Origin of the sequence: Streptomyces sp. NPDC059092 (assembly GCF_042756365.1) — a bacterium.
Taxonomy (GTDB): Bacteria; Actinomycetota; Actinomycetes; order Streptomycetales; family Streptomycetaceae; genus Streptomyces.
On record NZ_JBHZEJ010000059.1, the window covers coordinates 1 to 12,677 of the forward strand.

Genomic DNA, 12,677 nt, shown 5'->3' on the forward strand with positions numbered 1-12,677 from the left:
GACCAGGTCCGCGCGGGGCGCCTCTTCTCGTTACCGGGGCGTTCAGTCCTCGCCGATGTCCTCGTGCCACAGCCCGGGGCTCCGCGCGATGAACTCCCGCATCAGCGCCACGCACTCCGCCGAGTCGAGCAGCACGATCTCCACCCCGTGCTCCGCGAGCCAGTCATGGCCGCCGTGGAAGGTCTCCGCCTCCCCGATCACCACCCGCGAGATCCCGAACTGCCGCACCAGCCCGCTGCAGTACCAGCACGGCGAGAGCGTCGTCACCATCGTCGTGCCCCGGTACGAGCGCTGCCGCCCCGCCGCGCGGAACGCGGCCGTCTCGGCGTGCAGGGACGGATCGCCGTCCTGGACACGCCGGTTGTGGCCCCGGCCCAGCAGCGTCCCGTCCGCGCCGTACAGCGCCGCGCCGATCGGGATGCCGCCCTCGGCCAGCCCGGCCCGCGCCTCCTCGACGGCGGTCGCCAGCCACGCCCGCGCCCGCGCCTCGCCTTCGCCGTTCCCGTACATGAGCCGTCAGGGCTTCGGCGGGGTGTCGTCGGCGCTGCCGCCGCCCTTCTCGCGCCGCTCGATCTCCTCCTCGCGGCGGCGCAGGTCCGCCTCCCACCGCTGGAGGTGCCCGGAGTCGTCGTCCCCGGCGGTCTTGTCCTTGTCCTTGGTCTTGTCCTGGGTCTTGTCCTGGGCGGTCGTGTCGCCGTCGTCGCCGTCGTCCTTACGGTCCTTGAGGGACTTCAGGAAGTCGGGGTTGTCGTCCGGGGCCACCCAGCCGCCGCCCCGCGCCGCCGCCGTACGCTCCCGTCCCACGATGAGCCAGGCCACCGAGCCGACCAGCGGGAAGAGCAGCACCAGAATCGCCCAGACGGGCTTCGGGAGGTACTTGACCTCCTTCTCCTCGGTGGTGATGCAGTCGATGAACGCGTAGATGCTGAGAGCCAGCGGCACCAGAATCATCAGCACCCGAAGCATGGAGCTCCCCCTGGTCGTGGAGTTCGAGACCGGATCGCGGCCCCCGTGACAGGTCCAGCGTACCGAGTAGCAGATACTGGACGGCATGGCTTACGACGATCTTCGCTCGCTCCTCCGGGCGCTGGAGCGCGACGGCGACCTCAAGCGCATCAAGGCCGAAGTCGACCCCTACCTGGAAGTCGGGGAGATCGTCGACCGGGTGAACAAGGCCGGCGGGCCCGCGCTGCTCTTCGAGAACGTGCGCGGCTCCTCGATGCCGCTCGCGATGAACGTGTACGGGACGGACCGCCGGCTGCTCAAGGCGCTCGGGCTGAAGGCGTACAGCGACATCAGCGACAAGATCGGCGGGCTGCTCAAGCCCGAGCTGCCGCAGGGCTTCATCGGGGTGCGCGAGGCGTTCGGGAAGCTCGGCGCGATGGCCCACGTACCGCCGAAGAAGATCAAGGAAGCGCCCGTCCAGGAAGTCGTCCTCACGGGTGACGACGTCGATCTGGACCAGTTGCCCGCGCTCTTCACCTGGCCCGAGGACGGCGGCTCCTTCTTCAACCTCGGGTTGACGCACACCAAGCACCCCGAGACCGGCATCCGCAATCTCGGGCTCTACCGGCTCCAGCGTCACGACCGGCGCACCATCGGGATGCACTGGCAGATCCACAAGGACAGCCACAACCACTACCAGGTGGCGGCCAGGCGCGGTGAGCGGCTGCCGGTCGCCATCGCGTTCGGGTGTCCGCCCGCCGTCACGTACGCCTCCACGGCGCCGCTGCCCGGTGACATCGACGAGTACCTGTTCGCGGGGTTCGTCCAGGGGCGGCGGATCGAGATGGTCGACTGCAAGACCGTGCCGCTCCAGGTACCGGCCAACGCCGAGGTCGTCATCGAGGGGTGGCTGGAGCCGGGGAAGACGCTGCCGGAGGGCCCGTTCGGGGACCACACCGGCTTCTACACCCCGCAGGAGGAGTTCCCCGCGCTCACCATCGACTGTGTGACGATGCGGAAGAGGCCGCTGCTCCAGTCGATCGTGGTCGGCCGGCCACCGACGGAGGACGGGCCGCTGGGGCGCGCGACGGAACGGTTCTTCCTGCCGCTGCTGAAGATCATCGTGCCGGACATCGTGGACTACCACCTCCCGGAGTCGGGCGGTTTCCACAACTGTGCGATCGTTTCGATCGACAAGAAGTACCCCAAACACGCGCAGAAGGTGATGCACGCCATCTGGGGCGCGCACATGATGTCGCTGACCAAGCTGATCGTGGTCGTGGACGCGGACTGCGATGTGCACGATCTGCACGAGGTGTCCTGGCGGGCGCTCGGCAACACCGACTACGCGCGCGACCTCACCGTCGTGGAGGGCCCGGTCGATCATCTCGACCACTCGTCCTACCAGCAGTTCTGGGGCGGCAAGGCGGGGATCGACGCGACGCGCAAGCTCCCCGAGGAGGGGTACACACGGGACGGCGGCTGGCCGGAGATGGTCGAGTCCGACCCGGAGACGGCGGCGAAAGTCGACCGCCGGTGGAGGGAGTACGGGCTGTGACCAGCGCAGCGGCGGCAGTACCGCAGCCGGGCCGGACGAAGGCGTTCCTGCGGCTCGTGATGATCGAGCACTCGGTCTTCGCGCTGCCTTTCGCCTACATCGCCGCACTGACCGCGATGTTCCAGCTCGACGGGAACGTCCACTGGGGCCGGCTGCTGCTGGTCACGGTCGCGATGGTCGGGCTCCGTACGTTCGCGATGGCGTGCAACCGGATCATCGACCGCGAGATCGACGCCCGTAATCCGCGTACGGCGGGGCGCGAACTGGTGACGGGCGTGGTGTCCGTACGGTCCGCGTGGACGGGCGCGCTGATCGCCGTCGTCGTCTTCCTGGGGGCCGCGGCGGCGCTCAACCCGCTCTGTCTGGCGCTCGCGCCGATCGCCGTGATCCCGATGGTGGTCTATCCGTACGGGAAGCGGTTCACCCACTACCCGCACGCCATCCTCGGTCTCGCCCAGGCCATCGGCCCTGTCGGCGCCTGGCTCGCCGTCACCGGGTCCTGGTCGTGGGACGCGGTGATCCTGGGCCTGGCGGTCGGGATCTGGATCGGTGGCTTCGACCTGATCTTCGCCTGCCAGGACGTGCGGGCGGACCGGGCGCACGGGGTGATGTCCGTACCGGCGCGCTTCGGGATCCCGGCGGCGCTGTACGGGGCGCGCGCGTGCCATGTGGTGACGACGGTGCTGCTGGTCTGGTACGCGCTGGCCACCGGCGCCGGGGCGTTCTTCTGGACCGGGCTGGTGATAGTCGTGGGCGCCTTCCTCTACGAGCACACGATCGTGAAGCCGCACGACCTGTCGCGCCTGAACCGGGCGTTCTTCTCGGTGAACGGGTTCATCGGGATCGCGCTGTTCGTCTGCGCGCTGCTGGACCTGCTGGTGCGGGGCCTCACGCTGTGAGGTGAGCGGCCTGCGAGGTGAGCGGTCTGCGAGGTGAGCGGGCCTGTGAGGTGAGCGGGCCTCAGCCTATGAGTTCGTTCATGGGCGGCTTCCTGCGGAACATGAAGGCGGCCATGACCCCGCCGATCAGCCCGAAGAGATGGCCCTGCCAGCTCACGGCCGGGTTGGTCGGCAGGACGCCCCAGAGCGCCGAGCCGTACACCGCGAGCACCAGCAGGCCGGTCACCATGTCCACCGCGCTGCGGTCCACGAAGCCGCGGACCAGCAGATAGCCGAGCAGGCCGAAGACCACGCCCGAGGCGCCCGCCGTGACCGAGTGGTCGGCGGCGGTGAGCCAGACGCCGAGACCGCCGACGACCATGATCGTCAGTACGACGGCGGCGAACCGCCGCAGCCCGTTCAGCGCGGCGAGGAAGCCGAGGATCAGCAGCGGCACGGTGTTGGACGCGAGATGGTCGAAGCCGTGGTGCAGGAACGCCATCGGGATGACGTCCCGCAGCTCACCGAAGTCGCGCGGGCTCAGCCCGTACGTGCTCAGCGAGCCCGTCGCGGTGTTGACCGCCTCCAGGATCCAGAGCAGCGCGACCCAGCCCGCCATCAGCGCGGCGGCGCCCTTCACGCGGTCGCCGCGGGTGCGCGGGGTCGAGGCGGTCGAGGTGGTCGGTCCGACGGGCGGGTACGACATCGCAGGCCCCCTGTGGTCCACGGTGATCCATGTGCTCCCTTCTGCGGAGAACGTCCGGGACCCGGCCGTCGGTTCCTGACCGGGGCCGCCGGATAGGCTCGGATGCGTGAAGCCCGGATCGTACGCAGACCACCACAGCCCGCCCCGGCCGAGGCGGCCCTGGGTCGTCGGGGTCTCCGGCGCGTCCGGGACGCCGTACGCCGCGGCCGTGCTGCGCGGGCTGCTGGCGGCCGGAGAGAGCGTCGATCTCGTCGTCAGCAGGGCGTCACGGCTGACGCTGCTCGACGAGACGGGCATCGCCTTCCGGGACGCGCACTGGCGGGAGGACCTGGCCGCCTGGCTGGCACGCGGCGCGGACGGCGAGCCGGAGACCTTCACGGGCGGGCTGGCGCCCGACCTCTCTGACGTGCGGCACTGGGCCGCCGGGGACCTGGCCGCCGGGCCGTCGTCCGGTTCGTACCCCGCGAAGGGGATGCTGATCGTGCCCGCCTCGACGGCGTGCGTGGCCGGGGTGGCGCTCGGGCTCTCGAAGGACCTGCTCCAGCGGGCGGCGAGCGTCATGCTGAAGGAGCGCAGGAAGGTGGTCGTCGCCCTGCGGGAGACGCCGCTGAACGGGCAGACGCTGGGGCACCTGGTGACGCTGGATCAGGCGGGCGCCGTGGTGCTGCCCGCCTCCCCGGCGTTCTACGCGGGGGCGACGCACATCCAGGACCTGGTCGACTTCGTCGCCGGGCGGGTGCTGGACGCGGCCGGGGTGGAGCACGGGCTGTACCGCCGTTGGGAGGGGGAGCTGGGGGGCTCCCGCGAGCGGTGACCGGTGGGCCGGGCGGTGGCGTGGGCAGGGGCCGGGCGGTGGGCCGAGTCGTGAGCCGAGCCGTGGGTCGGGCGGCTGACAGTGGCCGATCATTCTTTTGATCATTTGGCAAATTCGCAGGACTTCACCTCTTCATGCCTTAGATTCTCTCTATATCTTTGCGAGATCACTGAATAATGGAAGGTTCCAGGCATATGGACGCCGTGGACAGGCAGCTCATCCAGGCCCTCAGGGAGAACGGCAGAGCCTCGTACGCCGAGCTGGGCCGGCTCGTCGGGCTCTCCGGGCCCAGCGTCACCGACCGCATCAACCGTCTCGAAGCCGCGGGCGTCATCATCGGCTACCGCGCCACCGTCGACTCCGCCTCGCTCGGCCTCGGCGTCACCGCGCTGATCGGGATCTCGCTCTCCGACGCCGCCGACCACGAGGACGTGGCGCGCCGGATGCGCGACCTCGGCGAGATCGAGGACTGCTGGTTCATCGCGGGCGACGACTCGTACATGCTCAAGGTGCGCGCGAGCGACGTCGACGGCCTGGAGAAGACGATCGGGCGGCTCAGCGGTACGAAGGGCGTCTCCCGGACCCGTACGACCATCGTTCTCTCCACGAAGTGGGAGAACAGGGTGGGCGAACTCCCCGAGGACTGACAGCCGGGGGCGGCACCCCGGGGGAGGGCGGTGACCCGGGACGCGGGCGGAGGGCCGCCTCGGGTTCTGTCGGTCGGGGGGCGTAGGCTCGACCAGCCCGATTGGTAGACGTATGGGAGGCGGCCTGATGACTGCATCTGTTCTGGATGTGGGTCTCAAGCGCGAGCTGGAAGCCAAGGTTCTGGCCGGTGAGCGGCTGACGCGCGAGGACGGCATCGCCCTGTACGAGTCGGACGACCTCGCCTGGCTCGGCGGGCTCGCCCACGAGGTGCGGACCCGTAAGAACGGCGACGTGGTCCACTTCAACGTCAACCGGCACCTCAACATGACGAACGTGTGCACCGCGTCGTGCGCGTACTGCTCGTTCCAGCGCAAGCCGGGCGAGAAGGACGCGTACACGATGCGCATCGAGGAGGCCGTCCGCCTCGCCAAGGCGATGGAGGGCGAGAGCCTCACCGAGCTGCACATCGTCAACGGCCTCCACCCGACGCTGCCGTGGCGTTACTACCCGCGGTCGCTCAGCGCGCTGAAGGAAGCCCTCCCGGAGGTCTCCCTCAAGGCGTTCACCGCCACCGAGATCCACCACTTCGAGACGATCTCGGGGCTCTCCGCCTCCGAGATCCTCGACGAGCTGATCGACGCCGGCCTGGAGTCGCTGACCGGCGGCGGCGCCGAGATCTTCGACTGGGAGGTCCGGCAGCACATCGTCGACCACGCCACCCACTGGGAGGACTGGTCGCGCATCCACCGCCTCGCGCACGAGAAGGGGCTCAAGACCCCGTGCACGATGCTGTACGGGCACATCGAGGAGCCCCGGCACCGGGTGGACCACGTCCTGCGGCTGCGTGAGCTCCAGGACGAGACCGGCGGCTTCCAGGTCTTCATCCCGCTGCGCTACCAGCACGACTTCGTGGACATGAAGGACGGCAAGGTCCGCAACCGCCTCCAGGCGCGTACGTCGATGGCGACCGGCGCCGAGGCGCTGAAGACCTTCGCGGTCTCCCGGCTGCTCTTCGACAACGTGCCCCACGTCAAGGTCTTCTGGGTGATGCACGGCGTGCAGACGGCGCAGCTCGCCCTCCAGCACGGCGCGGACGACATGGACGGCTCGGTCGTCGAGTACAAGATCACGCACGACGCGGACAACTACGGCACGCCGAACAAGCTGGGCCGTGAGGATCTGCTCGACCTCATCCGTGACGCGGGCTTCCGCCCCGTCGAGCGGAACACCCGCTACGAGATCATCCGCGAGTACCCGGGCCCGGACCAGGACCGCCGCGAGACCCCGCAGGCGATGCGGCTCTGAGACAGGGCCTTGGCACAGCGGATTTGAGGTACGGGAAGGACGAGCGGGGTATGGCGCTCATATTCGAGCTGGATCCGGCGGTCGACCGCGCCCTGCGCGACGGGATCCTCGCCCTGTGGACGGATGTCTCCAACGCCGGCGGCGCGGTGGGATTCGTCCCGCCGGTGACGGCCGAGGACATCCGGCCCGAGGTGGTCAGGCACTTCGCGGCGATGGCCGAGGGCCGTACCCGGCTGCTGGTCGGGTACGACGAGGAGGGCGCCGTCGCCGCGGTGGCGTTCCTCACCCTCAACACCCACCGGCTGATGCGCCACTGGCTCTGGCTCTACACGGTGATGGTCCACCCCCGCCACCAGGGCCGGGGGTACGGCCGCGACCTGATGGCCGCGGCGGCCGACGCGGCGCGCTCCGCCGAGGGCATCGAGGCGATACGGCTCACCTGCCGGGGCGGTACGGGCGCGGACGCGTTCTACGCGGCCTGCGGCTACAAGGAGGTCGGCCGGGTACCGGACGCGATCAGGGTCGCCCCGGGCGACGACCGCGACGACATCACGATGCTGCTCCCGCTGGACCGGCACTGACCGGTGCGTGCTTCACTGTTCGTACGCCTTTAGCCCCTATGGCACCCACGGAAGAAGAGAGAAGGCCCGCTGTGACCGCTGTGAAGACAGGCGCCACCCTCCGGTACACCGCGATGCGCCTGGGTATCTTCGTCGCCAGCTTCGTCGTCGTCGCCGGACTGGTCCAGGTCGGCGTGCTGCCCAAGGGGCTCGGGGACTCGAACTTCATCTGGGTGCTGCTGCTCGCCGTCGTCATCTCGGCGCCGCTCAGCTTCATCCTGCTGCGCAAGCAGCGCGACGCCATGTCCGAGCAGATCGTGGACAAGGTCGACACAGCGAAGGCCCGGCTGGAGGCCAACCGGGCGCAGGAGGACGGCGCCGTCCGGTAACGGCCGTCCAGTGGCGTCATCCGCCCTGCCGACCCGTGTCGCCGGGGGCGACGAGCCCCGTCTCGTAGGCGAGGACGACCGCCTGGGCGCGGTCGCGCAGGGCCAGCTTGGCGAAGATCCGGGCCACGTGCGTCTTCACGGTGGCCTCGCTGAGCGTCAGCGTCCGCGCCAGTTCGGCGTTGGAGAGCCCCCGGCCCAGCAGTGTCAGCACCTCGTGCTCACGGGGCGTCAGCGCCGCGAGACCGCGGTGGACGGCCGGGGCACGCACGGCCGGGGGACTTAACGCCGGGGAGCCGGGGAGCCGGGCGCCGGTTCGCGGCGTGCCGGACGCGAAGCGTTCCACCAGGCGGCGGGTGATCGACGGCGCGAGCAGCGCGTCACCCGTGTCGACGAGGCGTACGGCGGCGGCGAGATGCGCCGGGGTGACGTCCTTGAGGAGGAAGCCGCTGGCACCGGCGGCGAGGGCGGCGTAGACGTAGTGGTCGAGGTCGAAGGTGGTCAGCATGATCACCCGGCACTCCGGAACTCGCGCGAGTACGCGGCGGGCGGCCTCCAGCCCGTCCATCACGGGCATCCGGATGTCCATCAGCACGACGTCGGGCCGTAGTTCGCCCACCGCCTCCACCGCTTCGGCCCCGTCGGCCGCCTCGCCGACGACTTCGATGCCGCGCGCCCGCAGGATCAGGCCGAAGCCGGTGCGGACCAGCTCCTGGTCGTCGGCGATCACGACGCGGGGGCCGCGCCCACCCGATGTCGCCGTGCCCGGCCCCGTCCCGCCCGGCCCCGTCACGGCCGGCCCCGTCCCGCCCGGTGCCGTCACGGCCGGTCCAGCGGGATCCGGGCGCGGACGCGGTAGCCGCCGCCGAGCCGGCGCCGGGCGTCCAGGTCGCCGCCGTAGACCGCCACCCGTTCCCGCAGGCCGATCAGTCCGCGCCCCGCGCCGTCCGCCGGGACCACGGCCGGCCGCTCCCGGGGCGCCGCCCCGCCGCCGGAGAGCGCGCTCGGCCCGCTGTTCAGCACTTCGACCCGCAGAGAGTGGTCCGCGTAACGCACCGTCACCTCGGCCTTCGCCCCCTCCCCGTGCTTGAGCGCGTTGGTCAGCGCCTCCTGGACGATCCGGTAGGCGGTGGCGTCGATGCCGGCCGGGAGGGGGCGCGGCTCACCGGAGATCCGTACCTCCACGGGCAGCCCGGCGAAGGCGATCCGGTCGATCAGCGGGCTGAGCCGGCGCAGACTCGGCTGCGGCGACAGGCCCGTGCCGTACGGCGCGTCCTCGCCGTCCTGTGCCGGGGCGAGCAGCCCCAGCAGATGCCGCAGCTCGGTCATCGTGTTCCGCCCGGCGGTCTCGACGGCGCCGAGCGCGGTCGCGGCCTCGTCGGGCAGCGTGGCCAGCACCTCGCGGGCGGCCCCGGCCTGAACGACCATCAGGCTCACGTTGTGGCTGACGATGTCGTGCAGTTCCGCCGCGATCCGGGACCGCTCGGCGTCCACCGCGGTACGGGCCGCGCTCTCCCGTTCACGCTCCAGCAGCCAGCCCCGCTCCTCCACGGCCGCCCGGTGCGACCGCCGGGCGCGGCCGAGCAGCACCCCCAGCCACGCCACGGCCGCGCCCGCCACCGTCAGGGCCGCGACCAGCCATCCCACCACCACCCGCCGCCCCTCCCCGTTCTCCGCTCCCAGGCATCAGCCCTCAGCCATCAGTCCTCGCCCCTCAGCCTCACAGCAGTCGGCGCGTTCCGCGTCATTCTCCCGGTGCAGCTTCGTACATCGCCGGGATGACGGCCCTGGACGGATACATCCCGCGCGTGACGCCGGGGTCCTGAGACCGCTTCTAGGTTCGTGCCATGACAACTGATGACGGCAGTGCGCCGAGGATCGTCGTCCGGCTGGACGGCGTGCACAAGGAGTACGGCGAGGCGAAGGCCCTGGATGGCCTGTCGATGGAGATCCGCGCGGGCGACGCGGTCGCCGTCATGGGGCCCTCCGGCTGCGGCAAGTCCACCCTGCTCAACCTGATCGCCGGACTCGACCGTCCGACCTCGGGCACCGTCGAGGTGGGCGGCCAGGACCTGGGGAAGCTGAACGAGACGGGGCTGGCGCTGTTCCGGCGCCGCCAGATCGGGATGATCTTCCAGTTCTTCAACCTCATCGACGACCTGCCCGCGCTGGACAATGTGGCGCTGGCCGCCCAACTGACCGGCACCCCGGCCCGGCAGGCCCGGCCGCGCGCGCTGGAACTCCTCGACGAACTGGGGGTCGCCGACCGCGGGAACAGCTATCCGGCCACCCTCAGCGGCGGCGAGCGCCAGCGGGTCTCGGTGGCCAGGGCGCTCATGAACCGCCCGGCGCTGCTCCTGGCCGACGAGCCGACCGGCGCCCTCGACAGCCGCTCCGGCGAGCAGGTGATGGACCTGCTGATCGATCTCAACCAGATGGGCCAGACCCTGCTGATCGTCACCCACGACCCGCGTCTCGCCACGCGCTGCGCCAGTCTCCTGGTCGAGGTCGCCGACGGCCGGGTGGCCCGTACGAGCGCACTGGAGGCGGCAGGATGAGCGCCGTATGGCGGGCCTCGCGCGGGGCCGTGAAGCGCCGCGGGCTCCAGACCTTCGTGATCGGTCTCGTCGTCCTGTGCTCCACTGCGACCGTGCTGCTGGCGATGGTGGTGCTCGACGCCACCTCCGCCCCCTTCGACCGGGCCTTCGCCGAGCAGCGGGGCGCCCACGCGGTGGTGAGCTTCGACGCGGCGAAGGCGTCGGACGCGCAACTCGCCCGGACCGCCGGGCGGCCGGGGGTCGCCGCTGCCGCGGGCCCCTTCGGCCAGGCCGTTCTCCAAGTGCCCGACAGCTGGCTGGGGAGGCCGAGCGGTCCGCTCACCGTGGTGGGCCGGGCCGATCCGGCGGGCCCGGTGGACCGGATCCGGCTGCTGACCGGCCGCTGGGCCACCGCGCCCGGGGAACTCGTCGTCGAATGGCCCATCCAGGGCACGCCCAGCTCCGACATGCTCGGGACCGAGCTGAAGACGCCCGGGGCGCCGACGCTCACCGTCGTCGGGTTCGCGGCCGGTATGAGCCGGTCCGCCGGCGGCTGGGTGACGCCAGGACAGATGGCCGCGCTGCACCCGCCCTCGGCCCAGATGCTCTACCGCTTCTCGGATGCGGGAACAGGGACGGAGGCGCGGCTCCGGACCGCTCTGGACACCGCGACCGCCGGGCTGCCCGCGGGCGCGCTCACCGGCGCGCAGTCGTATCTCACCCTCAAGCAGGCCTTCTCCGCGCAGGCCGACGCGTACCTCCCGTTCATGACGCTCTTCGGGGTACTCGGGCTGCTGGTCTCGGTCCTGATCGTCGGGAACGTGGTCAGCGGGGCGGTGGTCTCCGGGTACCGGCACATCGGCGTGCTCAAGGCGCTCGGGTTCACCCCGAACCAGGTCCTCGCCGTCTACCTGACGATGGTCTCCGTGCCCGCGGTCGTCGGCTCCGTCCTCGGGACCGCGCTCGGCACCGTACTGGCACCGCCCATCCTGAAGCTGGCCTTCGGCGGGATCGAGACCGGCACCGCGTCCATCGGCGTCAGCCCCTGGCTCTCCGCCGGGTGCCTGGTGGCCATGCCCGCCCTCGTCGTCCTCGCCGCGCTGATCCCCGCGCTCCGCGCCCACCGGCTGCCCGCCGCGCAGGCGATCAGCGCGGGCAGCGCACCACGGACCGGGCGCGGACTGCGGGTGCAGCGGTGGCTCGGCGGTACGCGGCTGCCGCGGCCGGTGAGCCTGGGGCTCGGCCAGCCGTTCGCCCGCCCCGGCCGGACACTGCTGACCATGGCGGCCATCGTCCTCGGGGTCACCACCGTGACCCTGACCACCGGTCTGACCAGCACGATGGTCGCGTACGCGGACCGAGCGCGGGGCGACGGCGCGGAGCGGATCGCCGTGGACATGAGGGAGCCCGAGGGCGACGAGGCGGCGTCGAAGCTCAGTGACCGGCAGATCGAGGCGCGGCTGCGCGCGCTGCCCGGCACCGACCGGATCACGGTCCGCGCGCTCACCGAGGTGCGTCTCGCGGGGTCCGCCGCCACCACCCGCTTCCTCGACTTCTACTGGGGGGACACCCGGCCCCTCGCCGACCGGATCGTCACGGGGCACTGGCCGGACGGGCCGCGCGAGGTCGCGGCGGGGCCCGCGTTCCTGAAGGAGAACGGGCTCACGGTCGGCGACCGGACCACCCTGCACCTGAACGGGCGGCAGCTCCCCGTGACCGTGGTCGGCGAGGTCATCGACGGCGACGCCCGGTCCCTGGAGACGGGGCGGCGGACCATGGCCGAACTGGCCCCGGACACACCGGTCTTCGGCTACACGATCCGGCTCGCCCCCGGCACCGGCAGCGGGCCCTACCTCAAGGCCGTCGAGGCGCTCGATCCGGCGCTCCGCCCGTCGCCGCTCTCCGTGAGCGGCGGCGCCGTCGTGGCCGTCGTCACCTTCTCCACGGTCTTCACCGTGCTGCTGACCGTCGTCGCGGCGCTCGGCGTCTTCAACACCGTCCTGCTGAACACCCGGGAGCGGCGGCGGGACCTGGGCATGCTCAAGTCGATCGGCATGACACCGCGCCAGACGGTCGCGATGACGGTGACGTCGGTCGCGGGGCTGGGCGCGGTCGGCGGGGCGCTCGGCATCCCCCTCGGGATCGTGGCGCACCGGCTGGTCGTGGACAACGTCGGGGTGATCGCGTTCCCGGAGTCGATGAAGAGTGTATGGCACCTGCCGCAGTTGACCGGTCCGGTGCTGGCGGGCGTCACGATCGCCGTCCTCGGTGCGCTGGTCCCGGCGCGGTCGGCGGCGCGTCTCACCATCGCGGAGGTGCTGCGCAACGAGTAGCCGGGGG

Annotated in this window: 14 protein-coding genes; 9 read left to right on the forward strand and 5 right to left on the reverse strand. The window is 71.4% G+C overall.

Translation table 11 applies throughout. From position 1 onward, the window contains the following. Nucleotides 1–42: 42 nt before the first annotated feature. Nucleotides 43–510 carry a nucleoside deaminase gene (locus tag ACFXPL_RS27620; RefSeq protein ID WP_384924606.1) on the reverse strand — a complete coding sequence of 156 codons (468 nt, stop codon included), beginning with the start codon at nt 508–510 and terminating at the stop codon, nt 43–45. A gap of 6 nt (nt 511–516) precedes the next feature. Continuing rightward, a complete protein-coding gene (locus tag ACFXPL_RS27625) occupies nt 517–966 on the reverse strand; it encodes a PLD nuclease N-terminal domain-containing protein (RefSeq protein WP_384924608.1) in 450 nt (149 codons plus the stop codon). Nucleotides 967–1,051: 85 nt separating this feature from the next. Here ACFXPL_RS27625 and ACFXPL_RS27630 point away from each other — a divergent pair, with 85 nt between their 5' ends. Continuing rightward, nucleotides 1,052–2,503 (forward strand): menaquinone biosynthesis decarboxylase, encoded by a 1,452-nt coding sequence (locus tag ACFXPL_RS27630; protein WP_384924610.1) that lies wholly within the window; start codon nt 1,052–1,054, stop codon nt 2,501–2,503. Beyond that, complete coding sequence (gene mqnP, locus ACFXPL_RS27635) at nt 2,500–3,402, forward strand: menaquinone biosynthesis prenyltransferase MqnP (RefSeq protein ID WP_384924612.1); 903 nt, start codon at nt 2,500–2,502, stop codon at nt 3,400–3,402. The genes ACFXPL_RS27630 and mqnP overlap by 4 nt, the downstream gene beginning before the upstream one ends. 61 nt (nt 3,403–3,463) lie before the next feature. Here the strand turns inward: mqnP and ACFXPL_RS27640 are convergent, their stop codons facing one another. Next, a complete protein-coding gene (locus ACFXPL_RS27640) occupies nt 3,464–4,087 on the reverse strand; it encodes a rhomboid family intramembrane serine protease (RefSeq protein WP_384924614.1) in 624 nt (207 codons plus the stop codon). 106 nt (nt 4,088–4,193) lie between these two features. Here ACFXPL_RS27640 and ACFXPL_RS27645 point away from each other — a divergent pair, with 106 nt between their 5' ends. The 5 genes from ACFXPL_RS27645 to ACFXPL_RS27665 all read left to right on the forward strand — a co-directional run bounded on the left by ACFXPL_RS27645 (nt 4,194) and on the right by ACFXPL_RS27665 (nt 7,803). Then, complete coding sequence (locus ACFXPL_RS27645) at nt 4,194–4,901, forward strand: UbiX family flavin prenyltransferase (protein WP_384924616.1); 708 nt, start codon at nt 4,194–4,196, stop codon at nt 4,899–4,901. 194 nt (nt 4,902–5,095) lie between these two features. Further along, on the forward strand, nt 5,096–5,548 hold the full coding sequence (locus ACFXPL_RS27650) for an Lrp/AsnC family transcriptional regulator (protein WP_384924618.1): 453 nt from the start codon (nt 5,096–5,098) through the stop codon (nt 5,546–5,548). Between the two features lie 142 nt (nt 5,549–5,690). After that, complete coding sequence (gene mqnE / locus ACFXPL_RS27655) at nt 5,691–6,854, forward strand: aminofutalosine synthase MqnE (RefSeq protein ID WP_384924681.1); 1,164 nt, start codon at nt 5,691–5,693, stop codon at nt 6,852–6,854. A gap of 50 nt (nt 6,855–6,904) precedes the next feature. Next, nucleotides 6,905–7,435 carry a GNAT family N-acetyltransferase gene (locus ACFXPL_RS27660; protein ID WP_384924620.1) on the forward strand — a complete coding sequence of 177 codons (531 nt, stop codon included), beginning with the start codon at nt 6,905–6,907 and terminating at the stop codon, nt 7,433–7,435. A 38-nt stretch (nt 7,436–7,473) separates the two neighbouring features. Beyond that, nucleotides 7,474–7,803, forward strand: a complete 330-nt coding sequence (locus tag ACFXPL_RS27665; protein ID WP_384924622.1) for a DUF4229 domain-containing protein — start codon at nt 7,474–7,476, stop codon at nt 7,801–7,803. A 16-nt stretch (nt 7,804–7,819) separates the two neighbouring features. On the opposite strand, the gene ACFXPL_RS27670 is transcribed toward ACFXPL_RS27665, so the two are convergent. Both ACFXPL_RS27670 and ACFXPL_RS27675 read right to left on the reverse strand, forming a co-directional pair. Continuing rightward, nucleotides 7,820–8,593 (reverse strand): response regulator, encoded by a 774-nt coding sequence (locus ACFXPL_RS27670; RefSeq protein WP_384924683.1) that lies wholly within the window; start codon nt 8,591–8,593, stop codon nt 7,820–7,822. Between the two features lie 26 nt (nt 8,594–8,619). Further along, complete coding sequence (locus tag ACFXPL_RS27675) at nt 8,620–9,453, reverse strand: sensor histidine kinase (protein ID WP_384924623.1); 834 nt, start codon at nt 9,451–9,453, stop codon at nt 8,620–8,622. Between the two features lie 194 nt (nt 9,454–9,647). On the opposite strand from ACFXPL_RS27675, the gene ACFXPL_RS27680 reads away from it, so the two are divergent. After that, the gene (locus ACFXPL_RS27680; RefSeq protein ID WP_384924625.1) at nt 9,648–10,358 is read left to right on the forward strand and encodes an ABC transporter ATP-binding protein; all 711 of its coding nucleotides are present in this window, start codon (nt 9,648–9,650) and stop codon (nt 10,356–10,358) included. Next, the gene (locus ACFXPL_RS27685; protein ID WP_384924627.1) at nt 10,355–12,670 is read left to right on the forward strand and encodes an FtsX-like permease family protein; all 2,316 of its coding nucleotides are present in this window, start codon (nt 10,355–10,357) and stop codon (nt 12,668–12,670) included. Before ACFXPL_RS27680 ends, ACFXPL_RS27685 begins: the two co-directional genes overlap by 4 nt. Nucleotides 12,671–12,677 lie beyond the last annotated feature (7 nt).